24 protein-coding genes are annotated in these 25,615 nt (G+C 40.9%); 13 read left to right on the top strand and 11 right to left on the bottom strand.

Annotated features, from left to right (window positions below; genetic code table 11):
- The first annotated feature begins 45 nt into the window (after window positions 1-45).
- The gene (locus tag FLJC2902T_RS05790) at window positions 46-1,872 is read left to right on the top strand and encodes a BatD family protein (RefSeq protein WP_035677494.1); all 1,827 of its coding nucleotides are present in this window, start codon (window positions 46-48) and stop codon (window positions 1,870-1,872) included.
- A gap of 133 nt (window positions 1,873-2,005) precedes the next feature.
- Window positions 2,006-2,749, top strand: a complete 744-nt coding sequence (locus FLJC2902T_RS05785) for a tetratricopeptide repeat protein (RefSeq protein WP_023578841.1) — start codon at window positions 2,006-2,008, stop codon at window positions 2,747-2,749.
- Between the two features lie 64 nt (window positions 2,750-2,813).
- On the opposite strand, the gene FLJC2902T_RS05780 is transcribed toward FLJC2902T_RS05785, so the two are convergent.
- The gene (locus FLJC2902T_RS05780) at window positions 2,814-3,323 is read right to left on the bottom strand and encodes a CvpA family protein (protein WP_023578840.1); all 510 of its coding nucleotides are present in this window, start codon (window positions 3,321-3,323) and stop codon (window positions 2,814-2,816) included.
- A gap of 192 nt (window positions 3,324-3,515) precedes the next feature.
- On the opposite strand from FLJC2902T_RS05780, the gene FLJC2902T_RS05775 reads away from it, so the two are divergent.
- The 3 genes from FLJC2902T_RS05775 (at window position 3,516) to FLJC2902T_RS05765 (ending at window position 5,949) form a co-directional block, all read left to right on the top strand.
- Complete coding sequence (locus FLJC2902T_RS05775; protein ID WP_023578839.1) at window positions 3,516-3,872, top strand: hypothetical protein; 357 nt, start codon at window positions 3,516-3,518, stop codon at window positions 3,870-3,872.
- 112 nt (window positions 3,873-3,984) lie between these two features.
- A complete protein-coding gene (gene pheS / locus FLJC2902T_RS05770) occupies window positions 3,985-5,004 on the top strand; it encodes a phenylalanine--tRNA ligase subunit alpha (protein ID WP_035677407.1) in 1,020 nt (339 codons plus the stop codon).
- Between the two features lie 210 nt (window positions 5,005-5,214).
- Window positions 5,215-5,949, top strand: coding sequence for a hypothetical protein (locus tag FLJC2902T_RS05765; protein ID WP_023578837.1), 735 nt, complete (start codon window positions 5,215-5,217; stop codon window positions 5,947-5,949).
- A gap of 68 nt (window positions 5,950-6,017) precedes the next feature.
- On the opposite strand, the gene FLJC2902T_RS05760 is transcribed toward FLJC2902T_RS05765, so the two are convergent.
- A complete protein-coding gene (locus FLJC2902T_RS05760; protein ID WP_023578836.1) occupies window positions 6,018-6,473 on the bottom strand; it encodes a copper resistance protein NlpE in 456 nt (151 codons plus the stop codon).
- Window positions 6,474-6,578: 105 nt separating this feature from the next.
- Between FLJC2902T_RS05760 and FLJC2902T_RS05755 the strand changes: the two genes are divergently transcribed.
- Entirely contained in the window at window positions 6,579-6,986 is a 408-nt protein-coding gene (locus tag FLJC2902T_RS05755) for a hypothetical protein (RefSeq protein ID WP_023578835.1), read from the top strand.
- A 162-nt stretch (window positions 6,987-7,148) separates the two neighbouring features.
- On the top strand, window positions 7,149-9,932 hold the full coding sequence (locus tag FLJC2902T_RS05750; protein ID WP_023578834.1) for a GH92 family glycosyl hydrolase: 2,784 nt from the start codon (window positions 7,149-7,151) through the stop codon (window positions 9,930-9,932).
- 134 nt (window positions 9,933-10,066) lie between these two features.
- Here FLJC2902T_RS05750 and FLJC2902T_RS05745 read toward each other — a convergent pair whose 3' ends face one another.
- The 8 genes from FLJC2902T_RS05745 to FLJC2902T_RS05710 form a co-directional block, all read right to left on the bottom strand.
- Window positions 10,067-11,041: a TerC/Alx family metal homeostasis membrane protein gene (locus FLJC2902T_RS05745; protein ID WP_023578833.1), complete on the bottom strand. Its 975-nt coding sequence runs from the start codon at window positions 11,039-11,041 to the stop codon at window positions 10,067-10,069.
- Between the two features lie 105 nt (window positions 11,042-11,146).
- Window positions 11,147-12,142, bottom strand: a complete 996-nt coding sequence (locus tag FLJC2902T_RS05740; RefSeq protein ID WP_035677489.1) for an NAD(P)H-dependent glycerol-3-phosphate dehydrogenase — start codon at window positions 12,140-12,142, stop codon at window positions 11,147-11,149.
- 484 nt (window positions 12,143-12,626) lie between these two features.
- Window positions 12,627-13,793 (bottom strand): iron-containing alcohol dehydrogenase, encoded by a 1,167-nt coding sequence (locus FLJC2902T_RS05735; protein WP_023578829.1) that lies wholly within the window; start codon window positions 13,791-13,793, stop codon window positions 12,627-12,629.
- A 75-nt stretch (window positions 13,794-13,868) separates the two neighbouring features.
- Window positions 13,869-14,450 carry a nicotinate (nicotinamide) nucleotide adenylyltransferase gene (nadD, locus tag FLJC2902T_RS05730; protein WP_023578828.1) on the bottom strand — a complete coding sequence of 194 codons (582 nt, stop codon included), beginning with the start codon at window positions 14,448-14,450 and terminating at the stop codon, window positions 13,869-13,871.
- Window positions 14,451-14,516: 66 nt separating this feature from the next.
- The gene (gene gmk / locus FLJC2902T_RS05725; RefSeq protein WP_023578827.1) at window positions 14,517-15,089 is read right to left on the bottom strand and encodes a guanylate kinase; all 573 of its coding nucleotides are present in this window, start codon (window positions 15,087-15,089) and stop codon (window positions 14,517-14,519) included.
- A gap of 51 nt (window positions 15,090-15,140) precedes the next feature.
- A complete protein-coding gene (locus FLJC2902T_RS05720) occupies window positions 15,141-16,001 on the bottom strand; it encodes a YicC/YloC family endoribonuclease (protein WP_023578826.1) in 861 nt (286 codons plus the stop codon).
- Between the two features lie 51 nt (window positions 16,002-16,052).
- Window positions 16,053-16,979 (bottom strand): DMT family transporter, encoded by a 927-nt coding sequence (locus FLJC2902T_RS05715; RefSeq protein ID WP_035677403.1) that lies wholly within the window; start codon window positions 16,977-16,979, stop codon window positions 16,053-16,055.
- Complete coding sequence (locus tag FLJC2902T_RS05710; RefSeq protein ID WP_023578824.1) at window positions 16,980-17,330, bottom strand: arsenate reductase family protein; 351 nt, start codon at window positions 17,328-17,330, stop codon at window positions 16,980-16,982.
- Window positions 17,331-17,443: 113 nt separating this feature from the next.
- Between FLJC2902T_RS05710 and FLJC2902T_RS05705 the strand changes: the two genes are divergently transcribed.
- The 3 genes from FLJC2902T_RS05705 to FLJC2902T_RS05695 all read left to right on the top strand — a co-directional run bounded on the left by FLJC2902T_RS05705 (window position 17,444) and on the right by FLJC2902T_RS05695 (window position 19,561).
- Window positions 17,444-17,881: an acyl-CoA thioesterase gene (locus FLJC2902T_RS05705; protein WP_023578823.1), complete on the top strand. Its 438-nt coding sequence runs from the start codon at window positions 17,444-17,446 to the stop codon at window positions 17,879-17,881.
- Window positions 17,882-17,891: 10 nt separating this feature from the next.
- A complete protein-coding gene (locus tag FLJC2902T_RS05700; protein WP_023578822.1) occupies window positions 17,892-18,347 on the top strand; it encodes a DinB family protein in 456 nt (151 codons plus the stop codon).
- A gap of 68 nt (window positions 18,348-18,415) precedes the next feature.
- Window positions 18,416-19,561 carry a cystathionine gamma-synthase gene (locus FLJC2902T_RS05695; RefSeq protein WP_023578821.1) on the top strand — a complete coding sequence of 382 codons (1,146 nt, stop codon included), beginning with the start codon at window positions 18,416-18,418 and terminating at the stop codon, window positions 19,559-19,561.
- A gap of 53 nt (window positions 19,562-19,614) precedes the next feature.
- Here the strand turns inward: FLJC2902T_RS05695 and FLJC2902T_RS05690 are convergent, their stop codons facing one another.
- Complete coding sequence (locus tag FLJC2902T_RS05690) at window positions 19,615-20,397, bottom strand: THC0290_0291 family protein (protein ID WP_035677400.1); 783 nt, start codon at window positions 20,395-20,397, stop codon at window positions 19,615-19,617.
- Between the two features lie 208 nt (window positions 20,398-20,605).
- Here FLJC2902T_RS05690 and porZ point away from each other — a divergent pair, with 208 nt between their 5' ends.
- From porZ to FLJC2902T_RS05675, 3 genes are all read left to right on the top strand, one after another.
- On the top strand, window positions 20,606-22,897 hold the full coding sequence (gene porZ, locus FLJC2902T_RS05685; RefSeq protein WP_023578819.1) for a type IX secretion system anionic LPS delivery protein PorZ: 2,292 nt from the start codon (window positions 20,606-20,608) through the stop codon (window positions 22,895-22,897).
- Window positions 22,898-22,950: 53 nt separating this feature from the next.
- Window positions 22,951-23,664, top strand: a complete 714-nt coding sequence (gene recO, locus FLJC2902T_RS05680) for a DNA repair protein RecO (RefSeq protein WP_023578818.1) — start codon at window positions 22,951-22,953, stop codon at window positions 23,662-23,664.
- Window positions 23,665-23,916: 252 nt separating this feature from the next.
- Entirely contained in the window at window positions 23,917-25,578 is a 1,662-nt protein-coding gene (locus FLJC2902T_RS05675) for a glucose/sorbosone family PQQ-dependent dehydrogenase (RefSeq protein ID WP_023578817.1), read from the top strand.
- Window positions 25,579-25,615 lie beyond the last annotated feature (37 nt).

The raw sequence follows: 25,615 nt of genomic DNA, 5'->3' as shown, positions 1-25,615 counted from the left end.
GTTTGAGAAATAATGTGTGTTGAGTTTAAAAAAGAAATTAAATTGATGAGAGGAAAGAGTTACATACTGCTGTTGTTTTTAGCCGTTCAGTCGGTTTTCGCTCAGGTGGAATTTAAAGCCACCGTGAGTAAAAACAACATCGGAATCAACGAGCGATTGCGGATAGATTTCACCATGAATGATGATGGGGATAATTTCGAAGCGCCGTCGTTTGAAGGGTTTAAAATTTTTGGAGGACCCAATCAGTCGGTCAATTATTCCTGGACCAACGGCAGAAAATCATTCAGCAAATCCTACTCTTTCTTTCTGATGCCTACTAAAAAAGGGACGTTTGTTATTAAGCCGGCGTCCATAGAAATTGCCGGTAAAATATATAAAACCAATCCGGTGAAAGTGACGGTCGGAAATGCGGTGGCGCAACCCGAACCGGAAGAGGAAGAAGATCCGTTTGCCATCATCTTCGGAAACCAGCGCCGACGTCAGCAACAACAACAGCAGCAACAGCAATTACCGCCATCGTTAAAAGAAGGGGAAGGAATCCATCTTGTTGCCGAAATTTCCAATTCCAATCCGTATTTAAACGAGCCCATAACCGCGGTTTACAAATTGTATGTGAGTCCGTATGTAAGTGTGAATGATTTCCGCGAAACGGCCAGTCCGAAATACAATAATTTCTGGAGTCAGGCGATTGATCTCAAAAACCTGTCGGTTCAGATGGGCAAATACCAAGGGGAAGATTACCGTTATGTAGTGCTTCGAAAAACAGTGTTGTATCCTCAAAAAACAGGAAAGCTGAAGATCGAGCCTTTAACGTTAGATATCACCATGCAGGCGCCTACCGGTCGTCGAGATATTTTTGGCCGTATGGAAATCAGCAACGGAACGAAAACGATATCGGCAGGAGCCAAGTCAATTATTGTCAAGCCTTTGCCGGAGGCCGGAAGACCTGAAAGTTTCGAGGGAGCTGTAGGTGCATTTGACTTTAAAGTGAAACCTTCCAAGACGACTTTAAAATCCGGAGAAGCGCTACAATTGACTGTGAGTGTGGCCGGAAAAGGGAATATGAAATTGTTCACGTTGCCAAAGCCGGTGGTGCCAAGTGCGTTGGAAATGTACGATCCGGAACACAAAGAAGGAATTACAACACCACTGTCGGGTACGCAGGGAACGATTTCCGACACCTATACAATAGTGCCGCAATACAAGGGTGTTTATACCATTAAACCATTGGAATTTGCGTATTTTGATTTAAATGCGAAAGCATATAAGACGATAACTTCCGAAGAAATCCGAATCAATGTGTTAGACGGTCAGATGCCAACTGCGACAGATCAGACGGCTTCGGCAGACAAACAAACGGTAATTAAAAATGATCAGTTTGCTTTTGTGAAAACCAAAACAGATTTGTCACCAATCCACACAGATGATTTCTTGGGTTCAACCTTGTTTTACTCACTTTTATTCGCGCCTTTCCTGATTATTCCGGTGATCGTATTGGCGAAGAAGAAAAAGGAAGCACTTGATGGGGATGTAGCCGGAAACAAAATTCGTCAGTCGAACAAACTGGCCAAGAAATTCCTTTCCGATGCCAGCAAACAATTGGGGAACAAAGAACCGTTTTACGATGCAATGGAGCGTGCGATGCACAACTTCCTGAAGGCAAAACTGCACATCGAAACTTCCGAAATGAGTAAAGAGAATATTCAGGAATTATTGGTGTCGAAAAAAGCGCAAACGGAAACCATCAGCGATTTCATGAAATTAATGGACAACTGTGAATTCGCCCGTTATGCGCCGTCAACCGGAGTGGCCATGCAGCAGGATTATGATAAGGCGGTAAGTGTGATTTCCGATTTGAGTAAGCAGATTTAAAACTTAACCGCAATGTTCGCAAAGCAATCGCAAAGGACACAAAGCTGATAATAGTCAATTTTTGTCCAAGTTGGACGGTATATTTATAGAATAAGAATTCAATCATTGCCCCAGCGGGGCGCCATATTTATAGATGAAGAAATTAATTTACATATTTTTATTGGTTTCCCAAGCAATTATGGCCCAATCGGCTTTTGAGAAAGGAAACGAATTGTACAAAAAAGAGAAGTACGACGAAGCGGTGGTTTTGTATGAAGGGATTCTGAAATCCGGAGAACAGTCAGCGGAATTGTATTTCAATCTGGGCAATGCCTATTACAAACTGCATAAGGTGGCACCGGCGGTTTACAATTACGAAAAAGCCTTGTTGCTGAATCCGAACGATACCGAAATCCAAACCAATCTGAAGTTTGCGCAGAAAATGGCGATAGACGAAATAAAAATAGTTCCGAAGGTAGGTTTCTCCAAAATGATTAGTGATCTTTTGGATGTGTTTCATTACGATACTTGGGCGGGAATTGCCACCGGTTTCTCGGCGATGTTCCTGTTGTTTTTTATAGGATATTATTTTGGAAGCACTTCCTTGGTGAAGCGTTCCTTTTTCGTGGCCATGGTACTGTCGTTGGTTGTGATTCTTATTAGTATTGCCTCGGCCATAACCGAAAGAAACAACTATAACAATGAACGTCCGGCCATAGTTTTTGCCGAAGTGATTTCCGTGAAGAGCGAACCCAAAGCTTCCGCGCCCGAAGCATTTGTATTGCATGAAGGAACCAAAGTTTTTGTTTTGGAAAATCAGGACAAATGGCGTAAAATCCAGCTTACCGATGAGACGGAAGGGTGGATTGAGAAAGACGCTATTCGGGAGTTGAAATAGCTTTCAGTCACAGTCACAGTCGCAGTTTTCAGTAAGAAATACTGTGATTGATTATGAAAAGCAGTTACCTGATGTTGTCTTTCAGATTGCTGAACCAATCGGTTAATATCGGCAGTAAAAATTCAGAAGTTTTCAGTATCGGATTAAAAAGCAATGATGTATCCTGTGTTTCTTTGGAAACCATCATGTTGTTGATATTCACTTTTTGGAACAGACACAAAACCACGCCCAAAAGCAGGATAGTTTTTATTGTCGCGAAAAGTCCGCCTCCTGCCGTATTCAGCCAACCCATAAAGGCAAAACTTGCTATTCCGGTTAAGGCTTTGGCTAACAGATGAATGCCAATTACGACTACAATCAGTGTTAAAATAAATGCGGTGACCTGAACGGTTTTCGGCGACCAGGAAACCACACTCCCTACAGCCGAACGAACCGCATATGAAAATTTTATCGCAACGTAGATTCCGACGAAAAGCGAAATCAGTGAAGCAAGTTCCACGAAAAGCCCGTTTCGGATGCCTTTAATCAAACCGAAAACCAATAACGCCGCTAATATAATATCAATAAAACCCATAATAAGAGAATAGAAATAGAACAAAGCGCAAAGATAGGGGAACAAACAGAAAAAGTGGGATACGGGAAAAGTAAAAAGGAAAAAGACTTGTGTTCAAATTCCGATTGTCAGTTATCAACTTAGTATCTTTGCCGATAAATTTTATGATGGATGAATTCATAACTCATAACTCATAACTCATAACTCATAGCAATGTCAAGAGACGAACAATTAAAAACCCGCTGGGAAGCAGTGGTGAACATACTTTCAAATCAATTTGCCGAAGGCGATGTGCTGGATCTCGATGCGATTATTTACCTAATCGGCGTTCAGGAATTGGGGCAATTGAACCGGACTTTCAAAAAAGACGAAAAACTAAACCTGATGCACATCGCCATCTGCCGTTTATTAGAGCCTTACGGTTATTATGAATTTGATTTTTTCGACAGTGAAGGCTGGCCACATTATAAAGTGAAGGAACAATTGCCAACTTTAAAAGCCGGTGAACAATCGGTCTTGATGAAAGATGCGATTGTAAATTATTTTCTGGAAAAACAATTGATAGATTAGTTTGCAGTTATAGGGTAAAAAGTCCTTTTTAAGGTTAACTGCTGAATACTGCCACTGCGACTGAAAACTATAAATTAAATTTCCTAAATTTGCACCCAATTACCGAATGACGATGACAGACAAGATTAAAGAATACATTGGTGAAGCACAGGCTTTTACCACCGACAATAAGGAGACTTTGGAAGCGTTCCGAATCAAGTTTTTGGGAACAAAAGGGTTGTTGAAAGACCTTTTTGCCGAGTTTAAAAACGTGCCGAACGATCAGAAGAAAGAATTCGGACAGGTAATCAATTTACTGAAAACTACGGCCGAAGACAAAGTCAAAACCATTCAGGAAGCCTTGGAAAGCAAGGAAGTGGCCGGAGGAGTTTACGGTGATTTATCGCGTCCGGGCGAGCCATTGGTAATCGGGTCGCGTCATCCTATTTCCATCGTAAAAAATCAGATTGTCGATATTTTTTCCAACATCGGATTCAATGTTTCCGAAGGTCCGGAAATCGAAGACGACTGGCATAATTTCACCGCGCTGAATCTTCCGGAATACCATCCGGCAAGAGACATGCAGGATACTTTCTTTATCCAGAGCAATCCGGATGTGTTGTTGCGTACGCATACGTCATCCGTTCAGGTGCGTTATATGGAAGGCAACAAACCGCCGATCCGTACCATTTCACCGGGGCGCGTGTTCCGTAATGAAGCGGTTTCTTCTCGTTCACACTGTATTTTCCATCAGGTGGAAGGTTTGTACATCGACCAGAACGTTTCCTTTGCCGATTTAAAACAAACCCTGTTGTATTTCACCAAAGAAATGTTCGGAAAATCAAAAATCCGTTTGCGTCCGAGTTACTTCCCGTTCACTGAGCCAAGTGCTGAGGTAGATATTTACTGGGGATTAAAAACTGAAACCGATTACCGCATCACCAAAGGAACCGGTTGGCTGGAAATCATGGGTTGCGGAATGGTAGATCCGAACGTATTGAAAAATTGCGGCATCGACGCCGATAAATACAACGGTTTCGCCTTCGGTATGGGTATCGAGCGAATTGCCATGTTGTTGTATCAGATTGGAGATATCCGAATGTTCTATGAAAACGACGTTCGTTTCCTGGAACAATTCAAATCAAGTATATAAAGTGTAAGGCTGTCTTCCGACAGCCTTTTTTATTTTTTGGTAATGCTTCAAAGTTAGTGATGGATGGATTTTTAATATTTATTTGTATTGAAAACTAGGTTTTTGCCGTACAATGGGTGATTTTTATCGATTGCCCCATTAATAAGGTTTTGTAATTAGTTGGCAATTTTTATATTTGGAAACCAAAAAACTAACAATCAAATCTTAAGAATGAGAAAAATTACTAAAATAGCCGTCTTGTTTATGGGGTTAACGCTCTTCTCCTGTTCTACGGAAGAACAATATACTAATGAGAACAATGAAAATTCAAATTTAGAGAGACCATCAGGTAACCCTATTACTAAAAACTGGGAATTTAACGATCTGAACGAGTGGCAGGATGCTTCTCAGAATAGTGCGGCAAACTATTATTTGGAGAGTGGCAATTTAAAAATGTTTACAAATCCTAATACTTGGGAACGTACAAAAATCAAAACGACATCCACTTATGGTGCAGGTATTTATACTTGGAGAGTGTATGCTCCGGAAATGGGAGTTGGAGATATGTCCAGTATTGGGGCCTTCCTTTACAAAGACGATACCCATGAGTTGGATTTCGAAATCGGTTATGGAAGTCAAAGTATCAGACAAAGTTTAAATGCGCAAGCCGATGATTTGGTGGTATACATGACTTCACAGGCTAATCCTTCAATATCGGTACAAAAAACAATCAAGAGAAACCAATGGTACAATCTGTCAATTGAATTGTCGCTTACCTCAGGCAATAAATATTTTGCCAATTGGAAAATTAACGGAACAAGCGTTGCATCAGGGCAACTTAATTATGGTACTAAAGCTAAATTTAAGATTTTCTGCAGTATGGAAAACCTAACGTTTATAGGAGATCATATTCCGCAAAATCAAAATTATGCATTGTTTGATTCGGTAACGTACATGGGCTTTTAATTCGGTAACGCTCACAAAAACAGTAACTGTTCCATTTTGAAATAGAACCTTTTCAGATTGGGACAGTTTTATTTTACGACCTTATGTAATACGTAATGGGATTTTAAAGCGCTTTCAATTTCTTTTCCTTCCCTGTCCAACATCACTAAACTTCCTTCCTTAACCTTATATTGGGTTTCTGCTCCCGCTTTGTCGAGTTTTATATTGCTTCCGGTGGAATCCCAAGTAAAAGAGCCTTTCGTAATGGTTGGCTTCTTATCCCTGTCCTGATACAAAACGGAAAGCGAGTAAGTTTTGTCTTTGTTTAAAGTCAGATTGGTTTCGATTCCCGGGCAATCCGCACACGGTATTATGCCTTTATACGTTCCGTCCCAATCAAGCGAAATTTCGGATGTATGACCATCGGAAACGACAAGTGTGGTATCAGCATCATTTTTTAATTCTTTGGATTTTGTTTTGATACCCGTTTCGCATCCGAAAACTGTTAAATTAAGTGCAGTAAGCGCTAAAACCAAATGTTTCATGATATCGTAAGTTTTTGAGATTTATAATTGATTACCACTGTCGGTTGGTCATGTGAAATTACGGATTATTTGTGGTAAATTTGCACGCTTTTAAATTACAACGCTATGCAAAAGGATATTATTATACCAAAAGTGGAAAACGTTTATGTGGCTGCCGTTCAGGAATGGAATGATGATTTCATGGAAAATTCCTGGTATGCTTATTTAATAAATGATGGGGATGTGAAACTGGAAATGGCTATTGTGGTTTCGAGAGCGTACGGACAAATTAACGGGGAAGACCGTAAAACAGGAACTTTTCGTCATGCTTTTAAGGAAGTGGAACCGAATTCGGCCGTAAAAATTGAATTGCTGGAAAACAATGTTCTTCAACTGAACAACGAATTCTTGGTGACGTTCTTTATAGGTGATAAGCTTTACGATAAGAGTTATGTTTTCAGGGCGAATGGCATCAACGAAAGAGCGATGACCGATGTTCCGGTGATGAACAAACGCGGCGTTCTGTTAAAATAGAAATTATTTGGTAGCAGATATAAAAAGGCACGAATCGTTTTTCTGATTTGTGCCTTTTTTTGTACGCATAATGCTTCTTTTTTTGGGACGTAATTTAGAAACAGATTCAGTCGGATGTCGAAATATTTCCTACTTTAGGGAAATTTTTCAGCATAAACCCTAATGAGAAAAACAGCTTTTCTATTTATAACGGCCTTATTGTCCGTAAGTTCCTTTTCACAAAAAAACAATTACACACAGCACGTAAATCCGTTTATAGGTACAGGTGGTCACGGCCATACGTTTCCAGGTGCCACAGTGCCTTTCGGAATGGTACAATTGTCGCCCGATACAAGAATTGACGGTAGTTGGGACGGTTGTGGCGGCTACCATTATTCGGATAATGTCATTTATGGTTTTTCTCATACGCATCTCAATGGTGTTGGTGTTTCCGATTTCGGCGATATCATGCTGATGCCTACCATGGGCGAACCTTCGTTGGATAACAAAATCTATTCTTCCACTTTTTCTCATGCCAATGAAAAGGCAAAAGCTGGATTTTATGCTGTGAAATTGGACAAACACAATATTGGTGTGCGATTGACCGCTTCCACGAGAGTCGGTTTCCATGAATATACTTTCAGCAAGGACGGACAGGCAAATATCATTCTCGATCTGAATCACCGCGACAAACTGTTGCAAGGTGAAGTGAAAATTATCGATAGCAAAACCATTGAAATTTTGCGTAGAAGTGAAGCCTGGGCACGTGATCAGTACGTTTTTGCCCGCATCGAATTCAATGTGCCAATGAAGGTGACCAATTCAAAAAACAGTAAACTTCTTTGGGATAATGAGGCCGATAAATATTTGGCTTTGAGTTTTTCCAAACCCGTTAAGAAAGGCGAAAAAATTTTAGTGAAAGTAGCCTTATCGCCGACAAGTTATGAAGGTGCGAAGCTGAATATGACCGAAATCAGACATTGGGATTTCGAGAAAGTAAGGAATAATGCCGAAACGCTTTGGAACAAGGAACTGTCTAAAATTGAAGTCACTTCAGCAGATAAAGACAAACTGGCGATTTTCTATACCGCATTATACCACACCATGATGCAACCCAACATCGCAGAAGATTTAGACGGCAAATACCGTGGTCGTGACAACAAAATTCATGTAGCCGACACTTTTGATTATTACACGGTTTTTTCGCTTTGGGATACATTCCGCGGTGCACATCCGTTGTACACGCTGATCGATAAGAAACGTACTTCCGATTACATCAATACCTTTATCAAACAATATGAACAGGGCGGAAGACTTCCGGTTTGGGAATTAGCCTCCAACGAAACCGATTGCATGATCGGCTACCATTCCGTTTCGGTCATTGCCGATGCGATGGTAAAAGGCATCAAAGGATTCGATTACGAAAAAGCATTTGAGGCGGCAAAACATTCGGCCATGCTGGATCATTTGGGACTGGAAGTGTACAAGAAAAGCGGATTCATTTCCATTGATGACGAACATGAAAGCGTTTCCAAAACACTGGAATATGCCTATGACGATTGGTGTATTGCGCAAATGGCTAGGATGCTTGAGAAAAAGGAAGATTATGTTTATTTCATGAAACGTTCGCAAAGCTGGAAAAACCTTTTCGACTGGGAAACCGGCTTTATGCGTCCGAAGAAAAACGGAGGTTGGGACAAACCATTTGACCCGAGAGAAGTGAACAACAACTTTACCGAAGGCAATTCGTGGCAATACTCGTTTTTCGTACCGCAGGACATTCCGGGTATGATTGAAGCCTATGGCGGAAAGGAAAAATTTGAGGCTAAATTGGATGAGATGTTTACTGCGCCATCAGCTACCACAGGACGTGAACAGGCGGATATCACGGGTTTGATCGGACAATATGCGCACGGAAACGAACCGAGTCACCACATGGCGTATCTGTACAATTACATCGGGAAACCGGAAAAAACTAAGGAGAAAATTCACTACATCTTAAACGAATTCTACAAAAATACTCCGGACGGTTTAATCGGCAACGAAGACTGTGGTCAGATGAGCGCGTGGTATGTGTTGAGTTCGATGGGGATTTATAATGTAACGCCCGGAAGCGGAATCTGGAATGAAACAGTACCGTTTTTTGATAAGGTGAAAATGAATTTTGAAGACGGAACATTCAAGAATCCTGTTAAAGATGGAGTTAATAAAATAGTAAGTAATGATAAAGGTCAAGAATCGACCAAGAGTTATCGTTACGATTTTATTACACCGGTTCCGGTAATCCAATCCGACAGCAAAGCCTTTAAGGATAAACTGAAAATCAGCATTGAATCAAATTCAGGCAATAAAATGTACTATTCGTTTTCGGATAAAGATGGTTTTAAGGAATATGTTCAACCTTTTGAGATTGAAAAAACTGCATCCGTTTACGCGTATTGCTTGCACAGTAGCGGACAAAAAAGCACTGTTGTTTCGGCAACGTTCTATAAAAAACCAAACGATTACACTATAAACATCCAATCGAAATATACACCACAATACCATGCCGGTGGTCCGGAAGGATTGCTGGACGGTATCCTAGGCAACGAAAACTGGCGCAAAGGTGATTGGCAAGGCTATCAGGGTCAGGATTTCGAAGCGACAATCGACTTGAAGAAGGAAATGAAAGTTTCGCAGCTATCCGCCCGTTTTCTACAGGATACACGTGCGTGGATTCTGATGCCAACCAAAGTGGAATATTATGTTTCCAACGACAATAAAAATTTTCAATTGTCAGCCACGGTAACCAATACGCTGGATGCGAAAGACTATGAAACCAAAATCATCGCTTTTGACGGAAAGATAAATGCAAACAATGCCCGCTATATAAGAGTGAAAGCCTACAACTTCGGAAAACTACCGGAATGGCATCAGGGCGCGGGTTATGATGCCTATATTTTCGTGGATGAGATTACCGTTAGGTAGGTGCTGAAGTTTTGAGGTTCTGAGGTGCTAAGGTACTGAGGGAAAAAGTCTGGAGTAAAAAAAGGCACAAGGATTTTTGCGAATCTTTGTGCCTTCTTTGTGTATCTCTGTGTAATAATTTCTACGCTGTAAATTTAATCTTTAACCGGAAACAATAACGAGGTGATGACAGAAAGTATCAGAATACTTCCTACAATCATCAGCGAAACCGGTGATGAAATGTGGTGGAAAGGCGCAATAATCATCTTTATCCCGATAAAAGCCAAAATAATGGCCAATCCGTACTTTAAACGGCTGAACATATACATGAAGTTAGCCAAAAGGAAATAAAGTGCCCTAAGTCCTAAAATAGCAAAAATATTTGAGGTGTACAGGATGAACGGATCGTTGGGCGCTATGGCAAAAATCGCCGGAATACTGTCGACCGCAAAAATCAAATCGGTAAATTCGATTACAGCTATCACCACTGTCAGTGGCGTGGCCATTTTTATACCATTTTCCACCGTGAAGAATTTGTCGCCGTCGTAGTTATTACTCACTTTGAAGATGCGGTGTATCAAACGGGCACCGGGACTTTTGGTGAAATCCTTTTCACCCTCATCGGGTTCTGAAAACCAGGATTTTATTCCGGCATAAATCAGGAAGAATCCGAAAACGGTTAGAATTACATTGATTTTTACCAAGTGTCCGAAAATATCCGTTTCGGGCAGATAGGTCATGTTAATCAATTTCACACCGGAAAAAATGAAAATCGCGCGGAGCACCAGGGCGCCTATAATCCCCCAAAACAATACCTTATGATGTAATTCTCTAGGGACGTTGAAAAACCCGAAAACCATGATAAAAACGAAGAGGTTATCCACTGAAAGCGCTTTCTCGATCCAATAGGCCGCCTGAAATTGCGCAAACTTCTCCACTCCCATGTAATGGTAAATGACTCCGCTGAAGCCCATGGCCAAGGAAATCCACAAGGCAGACCACATTAAAGCTTCACGGTTGCTGATGACGTGGGTGTTCTTTTTGAAAATTCCTAAATCCAACAATAGCATCGCCAGGATTACGATGGTAAATCCGGTCAAAATTCCCGGGTGATTGATTAAATTGTCCATGTGGTTTTACAAATTTTGTTCTGCGAAAATTGTGGTTGGTTTTTTGCTGATTCTCTAATAGAGTACTCGGTTTATAAAGACTCGGAAAAACAGGAAGATGAAAAATTAATCTAGTTTTTCAGTTAGTTTTTTGAAGACTTTTTTAGGCTCTTTTCCCTCGTATAAAATGTCGTAAACGGCATCAATAATTGGCGTCTTGGCTTTGTATTCTTCGTTGAGTTTGTGGGCACTTTTAGTGGCATAATACCCTTCGGCGACCATACTCATTTCCATTTGTGCCGATTTAACAGTGTACCCTTTTCCGATCATGTTTCCAAACATTCGGTTCCGTGAAAAGATGGAATAGCCAGTTACCAGTAAGTCACCCAAATAAGCGGAATCATTGATGTTACGCTTCATTTTGTGGACTTTCTTAATGTATTTTTTCATCTCACGGATTGCGTTACTCATCAGCAAAGCCTGAAAGTTATCACCATATCCCAAACCATGCGCAATACCGGCTGCGATGGAATAGATGTTTTTCAGCATCGCGGCATATTCGGTACCGATGATATCATCCGATGTTTTGCTTTTGATGTAATGACTGTTAAGGTTTTTCGACATTACTTTCGCCTTTTCATCATCACCACAGGCAATGGTAAGGTACGAAAGACGTTCCAAAGCAACCTCCTCCGCGTGACACGGACCGGTAATAACTCCGATGTTGTTGTACGGAATGTCATAAATTTTATGAAAATGCTCTCCGACAATCAGACTGGTCTCGGGAACAATACCCTTAATGGCTGAAAAAATCACTTTGTCTTTCAGACTTACGGTCAGGTTTTCAAGTTCTCCTTTGAGGAAAGCCGATGGAATCGCAAAAATAACGTAATCCGCATAGGCTACCGCTTCATTGATGTCGTTGGTAAGTTTCAGTTTATTGGTGTCAAACTCCACCGAACTTAAATAATTCGGATTGTGTCTGTTGATTTTTATATGCTCTATAGCGTAAGTGTTTCGCATGTACCAGGCGATTTCCGGAAGGTTAACGCAAAGCATCTTTGCAATTGCTGTCGCCCAGCTTCCGCCGCCTATTACCGCAAATTTCGGGGTATCAGTCATTTTCTCTGTCAGATTTGAAGCTTCAAAAGTACTCAAATTTGATGAAAGTGAAAAACTTTACTCTTTGCAAATGTGCAGTTTCCTTATCAGATTAGTCTTAAATGAGGGCGGGAGAAATATCACGCCGGCTCAAAAGAAAAACTTTAACATTAGATTAAGATTTCCGAAGCAATGAATCTCATTGACTGCCGTTATTATCTACGGTTAGGAATAGTGGCGGATGTTTACGCCACGTTGAGTTAATTAGTTAATATTTTTTGTTTTTGGTGAGAAAGGCGCTCATGGAATTTATTCCGGAGCGCCTTTCGTTTTTACCTTTTTCCAAAGAGAATTTAGTAATGATATTTGATTTCCGTTTCGGCTTGAATTGAATTTAGGATTGTTATCTTAAAACACGGATTTCACAGATTTACACAAAATAATCTGTGTAAATCCGTGAAATCTGCGTTTGTTTCTGATAATCGGTTGTTTAAAACTGGTAACGTTAATAACTCATTTCCACAATGGCCCTAACCTTTTCCGGAGTAATATTCTGTTTTTCACCCAAGGCTTTCCAACCTCGTTCTTCAAAGCGATTTACGATAAAATCGGCGGTTTTTTCATAATCTGCCGTGTTCTCCGAAAGTTTGGTCAGCATTCCCATCGTATGTAAGAAATCAACCGTTTTTTCTATCGCTTTTTCGGCTTTCTCTTCCACCGAATTTCCCTGAATTCCGAAAACGCGTTCACCAAACTGGGCCAGTTTGTCTTTTTTTGTATCGAACATCACGCGGTATAAATTCGGACCGATAATCGCCAGACTTCTCGCGTGATCGATTTCATATAAGGCGGTCAGTTCGTGTCCGATCATGTGCGTTGCCCAATCGGTTGGGACACCTTTATTCAGTAATCCGTTTAATGCCATGGTCGCACACCACATGTAATTTGAAGCCAGTTTGTAATCGGTTGGATTTTCCACTACACCCGGACCGATTTCGACCAACGTCTGCAAAATACTTTCGGCAATCCGGTCCTGCAGTAAAGCGTCATGCTGATACGTTAAATACTGTTCCATCACATGGGTAAAAGCATCCACCACACCGTTTTGGATTTGTCTTTTCGGTAGCGATTCAATCACCGTTGGGTCACAGATGGAGAATTTAGGAAACAGCGCACTGCCGCCAAAAGACAGTTTTTCCTGTGTTTCGTTGATGGTGATCACTGAACCCGAATTCATTTCGCTTCCGGTGGCCGGCAAGGTTAGAACAGTTCCGAACGGAATGACTTGCGTTACATCCTTAAGCAATATGCGCTTTTTTAAGATGTCCATCGGATTGCCGTCAAATTTCACCGCGGCCGAAATGAATTTCACGCCGTCAATCACGCTTCCGCCACCTACAGCCAAGATGAAACCGATATTTTGTTCGCGGATGATTTCCACGGCCTTCATCAGGGTTTCGTAACGCGGATTGGGTTCGATGCCTGAAAATTCGATCATTTCGATATCCGGAAGTGCCGCTTTTACCTGATCGTAAACACCGTTTTTAAAGATGCTTCCGCCACCGTACGCCAATAAGATTTTAGTGTTTTTCGGAACCAAGTCCGATAATTTTGCGATTTGTCCTTTGCCAAAAACATAATTGGTAGGATTGTATAATTCGAAGTTTAACATAGCTTAGATTTTTGAAAGTCTAAAGATAACGAAGATTATACTGGGGAGTTTTAAAAGTATGTTAATTGAAAAGGTTTATTTCCTGTAAAACAAATTATGGTCAATGTATTCCCAAACCTTATGTGGTAACATAGGTCGAATATTTTTCCCGGTTTTAATGCTTTCGCGGATGAAAGTCGATGATAATTCCAGAATCGGAGCGCCTACCCGATGGATTTTGGGATGACTGACAAACTGCGGGTCAATTTCTCCCGAAGCGGCTCTCGGATACACAAAAATATCATGATTTTGAAGGATCATCTCGTAGTTTTTCCACTTGTGAAGCGAATTCAGATTGTCTTCTCCCATAATCAGACAAAACTCATGATTGGGGAATTTTTCCTGTAAATGAGCCAACGTGTTGACCGTATAATTGGGTTGCGGCAGTTTGAATTCGATATCCGATGGTTTTATTTTCGGATAGTCCTCGGTAGCCAGATGCACCATGTGAAATCGGTGGTAGTCATCCAAAAGAGAACTCTTCTGTTTGTGCGGATTGTGCGGCGTGACCACCATCCAAACCTGATCCAAACCGGAATGCTCCGCCATGTGGTTGGCGATAATAAGGTGCCCGATGTGAATGGGGTTGAAGGTTCCGAAATAGAGTCCGATTTTCATTTTTCAGTGATTAGTCATTAGTCGTTAGTCGATAGCTTTCACTAATTACTAACGACTAATAACTGGTTACTTTTTTACAAAATTCTTTACCAATTCATATGCCTCTTGCTTAGCCGTGTCCAAATCATAATTTTTAATAATGGTATCAAACTGAGGGGCAGTAGCCAATTCCACATGGGCTTTGGCGATACGCATGTTGATTTTGTCTTCGCTTTCGGTGGAACGTTCTTTCAGACGGCGTTTCAGTTCGTCCACGCTTGGTGGTTTTACGAAAACAGCTAAGGTTTCTTCCGGGAATTTCGATTTGATACGCAATCCGCCGGCCACATCGATATCGAAAATTACATTTTTACCCAGAGACCAAATGCGTTCCACCTCGCTTTTCAGGGTTCCGTAGAAATTATCGCGGTACACCTCTTCCCATTCCACGAAATCCTCGTGTTTGATGTGTTGTTTGAATTCTTCAGCCGACATGAAGTAGTAATCCTGTCCGTTTACTTCTTCCCCGCGCGGTTCACGGGTTGCTGCCGAAATGGAAAATTCCAGATTCAGGTCTTCCAAACCTAATAAATGACGTACTATGGTGGTTTTTCCCGATCCAGAAGGTGCCGAGAATACGATTAATTTTCCTTTGTTCATTGTTGTATTTTTTGCAGAGGCGAGAAACAATTTCGTCTCTATCCGATAGTATTATAAAACGTTTAAAACCTGTTCCTTGATTTTTTCCAGTTCGTCTTTCATCTGAACGACTAATTTCTGCATGCCGGCGTGGTTGGATTTGGAACCCATCGTGTTGATTTCACGTCCCATTTCCTGCGTGATGAAACCTAATTTTCGACCGTTCGCTTCTTTTCCGTTAAGGGTTTCGATGAAATAATCCAAATGGTTGGTTAAACGCACTTTTTCCTCAGTAATGTCTAATTTTTCCAAATAATAAATCAATTCCTGCTCGAAACGGTTTTCATCCACGGTTACTTTCAACTCGTCAATAGCAGTTTGAAGTTTGTTTTTGATGTTCTGAACACGCTCCGGATCCAGTTCCAAAGCCTGTTCCATATACAAACGAATGTTGGCGATGCGCAATTGGAATTCTTTTTCCAGTGACGCACCTTCATCGGCTCTGAAATTATTAATATTAGCAAGCGCTTCACTAATGACAGTCAGAATTTGTTTCCATTCGTTTTCGTCAATTTCGTCGCGTTCGGTTTTTAAGGCATCGGGCATGCGAACCGCCATTTTCATCAGTTCCGTTTCATCGGCATCGGCCAAAATAGCACGCATTTGTGACATGTAGGCTTTTACAATCGGGGCATTCACTTTCGTGGAAGTTTCCTCGCCGGTAACTTCAATATACAGCGCAAAATCGACTTTTCCGCGTTCTAAACTTTGGGAAATCTGATTGCGCAGTCCCAATTCCATTTCGCGGTACACCGAAGGCATGCGGACGTTCAGATCCAAGCCCTTGCTGTTTAACGATTTTACTTCCACTGTGATTTTTTTGGTAGCCAACTGTAGTGTCGCCTTACCAAATCCGGTCATCGATTGTATCATGTTTTTCTAAATAGACTTCAAAGATAAATAAAAGTGTTCAGTAATCAGTGATTAGTGTTGGCTCGGGTCGGTAACAGCCATTGATTCACTGATTGTTTTCGGTTTCTTCTGTATCACCAGATATACGCCGGCGAAAATCAAAGCCGCTGATCCGATTTTAACCCAGCTCAATTCGTCTTTCCCCAATCCGATAGCAAAAACCGTTGCGAAAAAGGGTTGCAGGTAAATGAAAACAGCAACCGTAGTTGGTTTTAGTTCCCTCATGGAAAGTAAGTTCAGTAAATAGGTCAAAAAAGTGGAAACCACGACTACGAATCCTATTTTCCAGAAGATATTCATCGGAACCAAAGCCCAATCTACTGCCTGAAATTCAACCCAGCCAAACGGAATCACCATCAGGAATCCGAAAAGGTAAATCCATTTCACAAACGAAAAGGCGTTGTATTTGTCCATCAGTTTTTTGACTAAAATCAGATAAAAACCATAGGAAACCGCGTTCACGAAAACCAGTAAGTTGCCCAAAGTCGCATTGGGGGCATTCACCATCGATTTTCCGTAGAGAATAAGTGTCACGGTGCCGGCCAATCCCAAAAGGATACCGATTATTTTTTTGTTTTCCATGCGTTCTTTCATGATGATTGCCGATAAAACCAAAACAATCATCGGTGTGGTTACCATTAAAACGGCGCCCATAATTGGTGAAGTGTAACTCAGACCCTTAAAGAACGTCAGCATGTTCAAGGCAACACCAAAAAAAGCGGCAGCCAAGATGCGCGGAAAATCCTTTTTATCGATTTTTTCGGTTTTCACGAAAAGTGCCGCCAGCCAAAAAAGCAGGGTGGAGCCGCCTACGCGAAGGAAAATGAATCCGAAGGCGTCAATATATTTGGGCATCACGTCTTTGGCAATCGTGAACGTCACCCCGTAAATAATGGCTACCGTCCAAGCTGCCATTAATGCGTAAGTTCTGGCTCTCATTTAACTTAAAACAGCTATGACCTCGTTGATATTTTTCTGGCTGTTGCCAATGTAAATTTTTCCGTCGATGATAAAAACCGGACGGCTCAGGAAGGTATAATGTTCCAGAATGTGTTTTTTGAAATCGGCTTCGGTCAGGTTTTTATTTTTCAGATCCATCGATTTATACAACTGGGCCTTTTTGCTGAAAAGCGCTTCGTAGCTGCCTGAAAGTTGGTACATCTCCTGCAATTGCTCCGGAGTAATCGGATCCTGGCGAATATCCTGAAAGGTCAGACGATTGGAATTCGGCAGTGATTTGATGATTTTTCGACAGGTGTCGCAGGAAGCGAGATAATATATTTTGTTCATGAGTTGTTTCTTTCTGCAAAAATAGGCTTTTCGTTAAAAAAGATTTAATTTAAATGCAGACAAACTAGGGAAGCGGATAATTCTCTTTATTTTTGAGTAAATTTTTACTGAAGATGAGTGATTTTACCAAAGAGATTTCCATTCGCTGGTCGGATTTAGATCCGAATTTTCATATGCGCCACAGCGCCTATTACGATTTTGGCGCCCAGCACCGTATCGAAATTCTGGAAAGAGAGGGATTAACTATGAAAGTGATGCATCAGCAACATTTCGGGCCGATTATTTTCAAAGAAGAATGTGTATTCCGGAAAGAAATCCATCTGGGCGACAAGATTTTTATCAGTACCAAGATGGGAAAAATGAAAGCCGATGCTTCGCGTTGGACCATCGTGCATGAGCTAAGAAATGATAAGGACGAACTTTGTGCTAAGATCAGTTTGGACGGTGCTTGGATTGATACCAAATTGAGGAAGCTCGCCAGTCCGACTCCCGAAATTGTTCGGGATGTAATGAATGCTTTCCCGAAAACGGATGACTTTATCGCCTTATAAATATATAACTATGGAAGCTACTTTTAAAATTTTGGAAACAAACCGGGCCATTTACCATAAATTTTTGGACAATTATTCGTTGGAGCAACTCAATTGTATTCCCGAGGGATTCAGCAACAACCTGATTTGGAACATCGGGCATATTGTGGTAGCACAACAAGGTTTGGTGTACCGACTTTCGGGATTGCCAACCAATATTTCTTCGGAAATGACTGAAAATTATAAAAACGGTTCCAAGCCTGACGGTAATACAACCCAGGAAGAAGTTGATGAGATCAGACGATTGTTGTTATCACTGCCTGAACAAACCAAGTCAGATTATGAAGCTGGAAAGTTTCAGAATTTTAACGAATACCAAACGCAGACCGGTTTCCATTTGGGAAGTTTTAAAGATGCGATGGAATTCAATAATTATCATGAAGGAATGCATCTGGGATTTATGATGCAGATCCGTAAGTTTTTGTAGTTAATAAAATGACAATGGTATTTCAAAAAAATAATTGCAGTAATTTTGCACTTTAAAATCACAGAATAATGAAATTTAATACGAAAGTTATACATGGTGGACAACACCATGAAGAGGTTACCGGTGCTGTAATGCCTCCGGTGTTTCAAACGTCTACTTTTGCTCAAGTATCACCAGGGAAACCGGTTGGTGATTACGAGTATAGTCGTGCGGCCAATCCTACGCGTCAGGCGTTGGAAGACGCCTTGGCTTCCATTGAAAATGGTGCCCGCGGATTAGCGTTTTCTTCCGGGTTGGCAGCTACCGATTGCTTGTTGCGCTTGTTTAAGGCAGGAGACGAAATCATAGCGATGGATGATTTGTACGGAGGAACTTATCGTTTGTTCACTCGTTTGTACAAAGACAGTGGAATAAAATTCCATTTCGTGGATATGAATGATTTGGAAGGATTCGAAAAATTAATTAATGCCAACACAAAGCTGGTTTGGGTAGAAACACCGACCAATCCGTTAATGAAATTGGCGGATATCGCTGAAATTGCGAAAATTACCAAAAAACACAATATCTTATTTGCGGTGGACAATACTTTTGCAACGCCATACCTTCAGAAGCCATTGGATTTAGGTGCGGATATTGTAATGCATTCGGCTACAAAATATTTAGGTGGTCACAGTGATGTAATTGCCGGTGCTTTGGTGATTAAAGATAAGGAATTGGGTGATGAACTGCACTTTAAACAATTTGCTACGGGGGGCACACTTGGGCCAATGGATAGTTTTTTGGTTTTAAGAGGAATTAAAACACTGCATTTGCGCGTACAAAGACACTGCGAAAATGGTGTGAAAGTAGCGGAATTTTTAATGAATCACCCAAAAGTGGAGCGCGTGTATTATCCGGGATTGGCAGATCATCCGTATCATGAAATTGCCAAAAAACAGATGATTGGTGGTTTTGGAGGTATGGTGACGTTTACGTTCAAATCGGGAGCTAAACAGGATGCTATTAGTTTCCTTGAAAAACTTAAAGTGTTTACATTGGCAGAATCGTTAGGCGGAGTGGAATCATTGGCGAATCACCCCGCTTTAATGACACACGCTTCCATACCGGAAGACAAACGAAAAGAAATCGGAATTACCGATGACCTGGTCCGTTTGAGTGTGGGTGTGGAAGATGCTGATGACCTGATAGAAGATTTAAAACAGGCGTTAGCTTAAAAATAAAAACCATCTGCCGCTGCAGATGGTTTTTTTTATATGTTTTTTATTGTTTAGTCTAAGTAGTAAATGTATCCGAAGTTTAACCAAACCAGCCATTCGTTGGCTTTGTTTTCCTTGTAAATGTTCGGATCGGGATTTAAACCGTCAACCCAGTTGGAGAAATAGTATTGCCAGCGTAGATCTAGCATCAGGTCGGAAAGTTCTGTTAACTTGTAACGTGTTCCTACACTGGATACGATAGACCAAGTGCTTCCGCTGTCATTGGAAACACCACCAATATATTTTGTAGGTAATACCCCAGGCTGATCCAAACGTCCTCTAGTGGAACTGGCTTCCGGACTGTAATAGGTATAATGTGCTCCCAAACTTACGAAAGGACCAAAAGAACCGTTCGTTGCCGTGAAAGAACGAATACTTAAAGGGAAATATTCTAATTGCATTCCGATGTCTGTATTGGATGCAGTACCTCTCATGGCTCTTAATTGTTGTGCCATTATGGAGTTTTTCTTAGAATCAACCCACTGCCCATAGTGTTTTAGTTCTGTTTTGTTATAAGATATCTCTGTTCTTAATTTAAAGTGGTCATTGAAATAAGTTTCAGGGGCGTAACAGTTACAGTCTGCTCTATAAGAAAAATTCAAGTAATGTATAAGACCTATACCATATCCGGTATTTCCGCTATTAGTCTCGAAGTCATATCTTTCTCCGTAATCTGACATAAACATAACCGGTCCCGCAATTGCTCCAATTTCATGGGAAAAGCCGAATTGAGCTCTAAGTGCGCTACTGCTTCCTAAAGCAACTAACAGGATAAATAAAATTTTTCTGGGCATTTTACTTTATTTTAGGTCAATATCTGACAAATATATAAAAACAAACTTCACATTAAAAAAAAAGTAAAAAAAGACTTTTAAAAAAATGTAAAATTTATTATTGAATCTGTTAAATAGTTTGTTTGACGAAAGTTATTTTTTTAAACATGTCATATAAAAAACAGTAAAAAACCGTTTTAGACTATATTTGTAAAACAAACCGATTTTAATGAAGAAATTAATTCCCTTTATACTGCTTGCTTTTATTAGCGTTAATTGCCTGTCACAGCAAAACCAATTGTGGAGAGGTTTTTTTTCCTATACTGAAATCAAAGATCTTTCGCAGTCTGTTGATAAGGTTTATGCGGCACCTGAAAACACAGTCTTTTCAAAAAACACAATCACGAATGAACTGAAAACCGTGAATTCCATAGACGGATTTAAGGCCGATGTTGTTTCAGCTGTTCATTACAGCGAGTCGTTTCGTAAAATTGTGGTGGGAAACCAAAACGGATTGCTTCTGGTGGTGAATGAAACTGATGGAAGCGTTTTGAACGTGATTGATATCCTTAATAAGCCTTCCATTCCACCGAATAAGAAAAAGATAAATCACATTTATGAACACGAAGGAAAAGTATATCTGTCCTGTGATTTCGGGATATGTGTTTTTGATTTGGCCACTTCGCAGTTTGGAGATACTTACTTTATCGGACCTGCCGGTGAGGAGGTTCAGGTTTTTCAGACCACTGTTTTTAACGGTTTTATTTATGCGGTGACCCAATTGAATGGGATACGCAGGGCGGAACTATCCAATCCTAATTTAGTCGATTTCAGTCAGTGGAGCACATTCGATCCGGGATATTGGAGTGGCATCGTGACATTTCAGAATCAATTGGTTGTTTCAAGCTCGAACAACCGGGTTTACAAACACGCAGCGGGGGCGTTTCAGGAGATTGCGAATGTCGGTCAGGCTATAGTTGATTTGAGAGCCTATGATAACCGTTTGGTTTTTACCTCTGCTAATAATGTTTATGTTTATGATAATCAGTTACTGCAACTGTCGCACATTACGCAGATTCCGGATGTCGCTTCAGTGTTTACCTGCGCTACGGCAATTGGGGATAAAATTTTTATAGGTACTGCAGACAAGGGACTGCATCAGACGACAATCGGAAATACTACCTTGTTTGAAAATTGTACACCCAACGGACCGGCGCGTAATAAATTATTCAGAATAAAAAAATCGGATAACTTTCTTTGGGCGGTTTACGGAGGATATTCCAAACAGTATAATCCCTGGGAATATTGCTGTGGGGGAACGCCAAGTGAGTACGAAATAAGTAAGTTTAGTGATCAAAGCGGATGGAACGACACGCCTTATGCTGATCTTTTGGGGGCAAAAGCGATTTCAAATATCACGATTAATCCAAATAATCCAAATCAAATCTTTTTCGGATCTTTTTTTTCAGGGTTGCTGAAAACGAACAATGGCACACCCGAAATCTTATACAATTCTGCAAATAGTATTTTAGAAGATCTTATACCGAATGTGAGTTTAGTAAACAGCAGTGCTTTTGATAAACAGGAAAGCATCTGGATAACAAACAGCAGGGTTTCAAAAGGGTTAAAAGTTTTTAAAAAGGACGGACAGTGGCTTTCCTATGATTTTAATAATGTGACCACAAATCCTGTATCGGACAGTTACTCCTCAATAGCAATTGATAAAAATGGCACGAAATGGATCGGATCCTACAGAAATGGCGTGATTGCTTTTAATGAACGCTACAATAATAAATTCATCTTAATAAAAACAGGCGCCGATACTGGTAATCTTCCCAATAATGATGTACGATGCGTAGCTATCGACAACCGGAACCAATTATGGATAGGGACTTTTGAGGGATTGCGTGTTTTACCGGGTGTTGATCGTTTTTTGTATGATACGAGTCTGGAAACCAATCCGATAATTATCCTTGATGATAATCTGGCGCAGGAGCTTTTCTATCAGCAGAGTATTATGGATATTGTGGTGGACGGAGCGAATAATAAGTGGGTAGCCATCGATGGTGCCGGTGCATTCCTGGTTTCTCCAAACGGCCAGGAAACGCTCTATCATTTTACAAAAGCAAATTCGCCTCTTCCAAGTGACAACGTGTTGGATATCGAGATTGACGGTGTAACGGGAGAAGTTTTTTTTGCTACCGACAAAGGACTGGTTTCTTTCCAGGGTATAGCCACCAAACCTGCGGAGGATCTAAGTCAGGTATATGTTTATCCGAATCCGGTGCGTCCAGGTTATGAAGGAACTGTGAAAATCAGTGGACTGATTGATAATGCCAACATAAAAATTACCGATATCGAAGGGAATTTAGTGTATGAAACCACTTCAGAAGGCGGAACCATCGAATGGGACACCAAAGCGTTCGGGAAGCACAAAGTGGCCTCCGGAGTGTACATGATTTTCATTTCAGCCGATGACGGAGTGGAAACTAAAGTCAAAAAAGTCATGATAATCCGATAAATGATGGTTTGGTTATTTGTGGATTTGATTGTTTGTAATTCTTAATTGAATATATGTTGGTCAAAACTAAAGCTATTGTACTCAGTGCGATAAAATTTCAGGAAAAAAGCCTGATTGTGAAATGTTTTACCCAGACGGACGGTTTGAAATCCTATTTTGTGCCAAGTGCTTTTTCCGGCAGAAAGTCGAATCAGAAAATCGCCTATTTTCAGCCTTTGAATATTCTTGAAATTGAAGCCAATCACAAGAATAAAGGTACCTTGGAGCACTTCAGGGAAATCAGGTTGTCCGCGCCGTTTCATTCCATAAATACGGATATTTTAAAAAGCACGATCGTAATTTTTTTATCCGAAATGTTGCATCACAGCATTCGCGAGGAAGAGAAAAACGAAAACCTGTTTTCCTTTCTGGAAACCGCCCTGCTTTGGCTTGATACACACGAGGAAATTGCTAATTTTCATCTTATTCTGCTTTTGGAAGTCACAAAGTTACTTGGGTTTTATCCGGATACTTCCGATATGGACTTGCCTTTTTTCGAGCTCAATGAAGGTGTTTTTTCTTCTTTTCACGCAATCAGTTGTCTTTCCGAACACGAAACCTTTCTTTTCAAAAAGCTCATCGGTTTGAAATTCGATTCCGATCAGAAAATTTTTGCCGGCGTCGAACGTCAGGTTCTGCTCAAGATACTACTTGACTATTATACCGTCCATCTCGACGGATTTAAAAAGCCTAAGTCACTCGAAGTGCTGAAGGAAGTTTTTTCATAGATCATTGGAAACAAACGATTTTTTATGTTTTTGTGTTTATCTTGAAAGGCGTCAAAGTTTTATAATTTTGAAAGAATTTTTTGCTATATTTGATTTGTTCTTGTTTTAAATGCTTCAAAGAATTTTGTTTGGCCCTGGTTGTGAAACAGAAGTGAAGCCTGTCTAAATGATTAAAAGGATTGTATTAAATTAAAGAACGTTCTTCATAAACCGGAGTTTCTTTTCTCATCGTATAACCAAAACAGAATAATTATGATCAAAAAGCTACTTTTTTTATTGTTGGTTGGAAATGTTTCTTTCGCACAACTCACAGATCCTAACCCTACGGACAATTGGGCTGTCAGTCAAATCGGATCAAATAGTTTGCTTGATAATCCCTATACGCTTCTTTACGGCCCGGATGGCTATCTCTGGATTACGGAGCGTGCCAACGGCGAGATATCCCGATTTAATGCGTCCTCCGGTGCGCAGGATTTGTTAGTGGATATAACGGCTGTTTACTCAACTGCCGGGCAGGACGGACTGATGGGGATGGCTTTGCACCCTCAGTTGGGACAGGGAACGGGCAATGATTATGTTTATGTGGCATATACTTACAATAGCAGCGGGCGAAAACTGAGGATTTCAAGATTTACTTATTCGATAACGGGGAATAACGGAGTTCTGGGAAGTGAAATGACGCTCTTGCAGGGGCTTCCGGCGAGTAATGATCATAATTCGGGTCGACTCGTGATCGGTCCCGATCTGAAGTTGTATTATTCGATTGGCGATCAGGGGAATAATCAGTTCGGAAATGCGTGTACCTCAATTAAGGCACAGGTTCTTCCGGTATCGCCCACGGATTACAGTGCTTATCAGGGGAAAATCCTTCGTATCAATTTAGATGGTTCCGTACCTGCTGACAACCCTACGCTGAGCGGAGTGGTAAGTCACGTATATTCTTACGGTCATCGTAATGCACAGGGGTTGGTGTTTGGTTCTAACGGAAAATTATACGCTTCCGAGCACGGGCCAAAATCAGATGACGAATTGAATACCATTGAGAGCGGAAAAAATTACGGATGGCCACATATTGCAGGTTATAACGATAATATGGCTTACACATACTGTAATTGGTCAACTGCTTCACCGTGCAATTCGGGTAATTTTTCCGATCACAATTGTCCGGCAACAGTTACTCCTGCTTTAGAGTCGAGCTGGGCGGCGCCGGTAAATTACAAAAATCCTATAGCAACCTGGGGTACAGTGGATAATAGTTACAATTTCCAGGCCGGATGTGGTTTTGTCTGCTGGCCAACCGTGGGGCCTTCCGGAATGCGTCTTTATGAATACAATTTAATCCCGGGTTGGGGAACATCTGTCTTGAGTACCACCCTAAAAAGAGGGAGGATTTACAGAGCGACATTAAGTGCCGATGGTGAATCTGTCATGCCGATCGCAAACCCGGAACCGGACGGAACCAATGACGATTTCGAAGAGTTGTGGTATACACAAAACCGCTACCGTGATATCGTGGCAGCGCCTGACGGAATAACATTCTATATTATTACGGATAGTAGTGGTTCCACTTCAGGACCGTCAAACAATAATTCTATATCCATTTCAAATCCGGGCATTATCATCAAGGTGCAATATACTGGAACCGTATTGGGTAATTCCGATTTTCGTCTGGCTCAGGCCTTGCAGTTGGTGCCTAATCCGGCTACTACAACGTTCAAGCTTTCCACAAATGACCAATCGACAGTAGTGACCAACGTGAAAATATTGGACGTAAACGGCAGATTGGTGAAGGAAATTCAGGCTCCTGTAGTCAATCAGCCAATTTCTGTTGAGGAATTAAGCAAAGGAATGTATCTGGTGAATGTTTCTGATGCGAATGGTTTCAGCGTTTCCAAAAAACTGGTTGTAAAATAAATCGAATTTCAGTTCTGCTGCCTGAATAGGGTTTTGG

This window comes from Flavobacterium limnosediminis JC2902 (genome assembly GCF_000498535.1).
In the GTDB taxonomy this organism is placed as follows: domain Bacteria; phylum Bacteroidota; class Bacteroidia; order Flavobacteriales; family Flavobacteriaceae; genus Flavobacterium; species Flavobacterium limnosediminis.
The sequence above is the reverse complement of the archived record's forward strand: the minus strand, read 5'-3'. Positions and strand labels throughout refer to the sequence as shown.

Bases quoted from the DNA above. Each gene is read 5' to 3' on its own strand.
- FLJC2902T_RS05720 (WP_023578826.1), bottom strand. From the start codon at position 16,001: ATGATACAATCGATGACCGGATTTGGTAAGGCGACACTACAGTTGGCT.
- FLJC2902T_RS05780 (WP_023578840.1), bottom strand. From the start codon at position 3,323: ATGGGTTTTATTGATATTATATTAGCGGCGTTATTGGTTTTCGGTTTG.
- FLJC2902T_RS05760 (WP_023578836.1), bottom strand. From the start codon at position 6,473: ATGAAACATTTGGTTTTAGCGCTTACTGCACTTAATTTAACAGTTTTC.
- FLJC2902T_RS05785 (WP_023578841.1), top strand. From the start codon at position 2,006: ATGAAGAAATTAATTTACATATTTTTATTGGTTTCCCAAGCAATTATG.
- FLJC2902T_RS05765 (WP_023578837.1), top strand. From the start codon at position 5,215: ATGAGAAAAATTACTAAAATAGCCGTCTTGTTTATGGGGTTAACGCTC.
- FLJC2902T_RS05705 (WP_023578823.1), top strand. From the start codon at position 17,444: ATGAGTGATTTTACCAAAGAGATTTCCATTCGCTGGTCGGATTTAGAT.
- FLJC2902T_RS05740 (WP_035677489.1), bottom strand. From the start codon at position 12,142: ATGACTGATACCCCGAAATTTGCGGTAATAGGCGGCGGAAGCTGGGCG.
- FLJC2902T_RS05700 (WP_023578822.1), top strand. From the start codon at position 17,892: ATGGAAGCTACTTTTAAAATTTTGGAAACAAACCGGGCCATTTACCAT.
- FLJC2902T_RS05745 (WP_023578833.1), bottom strand. From the start codon at position 11,041: ATGGACAATTTAATCAATCACCCGGGAATTTTGACCGGATTTACCATC.
- FLJC2902T_RS05695 (WP_023578821.1), top strand. From the start codon at position 18,416: ATGAAATTTAATACGAAAGTTATACATGGTGGACAACACCATGAAGAG.
- porZ (WP_023578819.1), top strand. From the start codon at position 20,606: ATGAAGAAATTAATTCCCTTTATACTGCTTGCTTTTATTAGCGTTAAT.
- FLJC2902T_RS05735 (WP_023578829.1), bottom strand. From the start codon at position 13,793: ATGTTAAACTTCGAATTATACAATCCTACCAATTATGTTTTTGGCAAA.
- FLJC2902T_RS05710 (WP_023578824.1), bottom strand. From the start codon at position 17,330: ATGAACAAAATATATTATCTCGCTTCCTGCGACACCTGTCGAAAAATC.
- recO (WP_023578818.1), top strand. From the start codon at position 22,951: ATGTTGGTCAAAACTAAAGCTATTGTACTCAGTGCGATAAAATTTCAG.
- gmk (WP_023578827.1), bottom strand. From the start codon at position 15,089: ATGAACAAAGGAAAATTAATCGTATTCTCGGCACCTTCTGGATCGGGA.
- FLJC2902T_RS05715 (WP_035677403.1), bottom strand. From the start codon at position 16,979: ATGAGAGCCAGAACTTACGCATTAATGGCAGCTTGGACGGTAGCCATT.
- FLJC2902T_RS05775 (WP_023578839.1), top strand. From the start codon at position 3,516: ATGTCAAGAGACGAACAATTAAAAACCCGCTGGGAAGCAGTGGTGAAC.
- FLJC2902T_RS05690 (WP_035677400.1), bottom strand. From the start codon at position 20,397: ATGCCCAGAAAAATTTTATTTATCCTGTTAGTTGCTTTAGGAAGCAGT.
- FLJC2902T_RS05750 (WP_023578834.1), top strand. From the start codon at position 7,149: ATGAGAAAAACAGCTTTTCTATTTATAACGGCCTTATTGTCCGTAAGT.
- FLJC2902T_RS05755 (WP_023578835.1), top strand. From the start codon at position 6,579: ATGCAAAAGGATATTATTATACCAAAAGTGGAAAACGTTTATGTGGCT.
- FLJC2902T_RS05790 (WP_035677494.1), top strand. From the start codon at position 46: ATGAGAGGAAAGAGTTACATACTGCTGTTGTTTTTAGCCGTTCAGTCG.
- FLJC2902T_RS05675 (WP_023578817.1), top strand. From the start codon at position 23,917: ATGATCAAAAAGCTACTTTTTTTATTGTTGGTTGGAAATGTTTCTTTC.
- pheS (WP_035677407.1), top strand. From the start codon at position 3,985: ATGACAGACAAGATTAAAGAATACATTGGTGAAGCACAGGCTTTTACC.
- nadD (WP_023578828.1), bottom strand. From the start codon at position 14,450: ATGAAAATCGGACTCTATTTCGGAACCTTCAACCCCATTCACATCGGG.